Origin of the sequence: Dissulfurirhabdus thermomarina (genome assembly GCF_012979235.1) — a bacterium.
In the GTDB taxonomy this organism is placed as follows: domain Bacteria; phylum Desulfobacterota; class Dissulfuribacteria; order Dissulfuribacterales; family Dissulfurirhabdaceae; genus Dissulfurirhabdus; species Dissulfurirhabdus thermomarina.
Genome location: NZ_JAATWC010000019.1, coordinates 1 through 1,232, shown reverse-complemented (window position 1 = coordinate 1,232; position 1,232 = coordinate 1). Strand labels below are relative to the sequence as shown.

2 protein-coding genes are annotated in these 1,232 nt (G+C 41.0%); both read right to left on the bottom strand.

The genetic code is table 11. The features are described from left to right. Positions 1-133: 133 nt before the first annotated feature. Positions 134-706, bottom strand: a complete 573-nt coding sequence (locus tag HCU62_RS11535; RefSeq protein ID WP_163299953.1) for a YIP1 family protein — start codon at positions 704-706, stop codon at positions 134-136. Positions 707-709: 3 nt separating this feature from the next. Continuing rightward, positions 710-1,232, bottom strand: a 523-nt coding sequence (locus tag HCU62_RS11530) for an RHS repeat-associated core domain-containing protein (RefSeq protein WP_169755666.1), incomplete at its 5' end; no start/stop codon positions are given.

Sequence of the window (1,232 nt, the reverse complement as noted above, 5' to 3'; positions counted from 1 at the left end):
AAATAGGGATGATGTCCCCGGAATTAAAAATAGATCTGTCCCGGTTTTTACTACCCTTGCGGGGTGCCAACCACTATCTGATTACAGCACCCGCCCGGCCATCCCGTCCGCCCTCAAGGGCTCCCCGAGTAATCTAAACCGCTAGGTAAATAAGATAAGGGGAAATGACCGGCAACCATCCAAATAACAAAAATGGCAGAGCTACAATCAAAAAACTAGTTACAGCTTTTACAAGCGGTAGACTTTGGCTATTTTTAATCGCCAAAACAGACAGGACGACAACCCAAAGGTAAAAAACATAACCTATGGACATGATGAATGACTCTGCGAAAAACATCATAGGAGTTGCAATGAGGTGTGCAATAACACCTATACCGCTTATTGACATCAACGAAAATAAAAGTGTCTTAAATGAAGCCTCTTTTGAAAAAATTTTTACAATCAAAAACAGCAAGGAAACAAAAATAAAAAATGAAATATATGTTGTGACGACAGTGACTTGAGGAATGGCCAAAAAGGAGAACACCTCGTTGAGGGATTGATTCTCAAAAAAATTAAAATTTGTTGCATATCGCCCTTTAAAAAAACTTTTCAGAAAAACAACAGCAAAGCTAATGACAAATAGCAATACAATGTCTCTCTTTTTTTCCTTCGAATTTTTAAAGAGTTCGCCTGGGGAAATGACTATCGCCTTTATTAAATTCATCAACTATTCTCCTTGCTCCCAATAATAAAGGTTTTCATACTTTGTATTTGGGTAATCATCATAGGTCGGGCTGCTAACCCAAGGATCCCACTGATAATAATATGGCTCATCCGGTTTATTGACTAATACCTTGTCTGGCCCAGGATTGAGAAATTTATTGTAGTCTTGCGGCACCCTTCTTCTGGTACCAATTGGAAATTCTTTGTCCCGGCAAGGATCATCAGGGTCGGGCCTCCACTCTTGCAGTACATCTCTTTTTAAACCAACTAATTCCTCTGGATCAGCACCAGGGAAAGTAGGATCTAATCCTTTCCCTATCTGAGATCCCCAACGGTTCAAATACCATCTAGCCCAGTTTTTAACGCCGTGATAATCATAACCAATTGTTACCCAGACAAGGCCAAACCGATCAATAAGGTTGATGGGGTTGGCGTTGGCGTAGGAGTAAAGATTAATCCCCCCAGCCAACCCAATCGGGTCCGGACTCAGATATCTTCCAGTACTCGGATCATAATATCTGTGCCAA

What these genes read in the sequence shown, in the direction of transcription:
- HCU62_RS11535 (WP_163299953.1), bottom strand. Translation starts at nt 706, where the DNA reads ATGAATTTAATAAAGGCGATAGTCATTTCCCCAGGCGAACTCTTTAAA.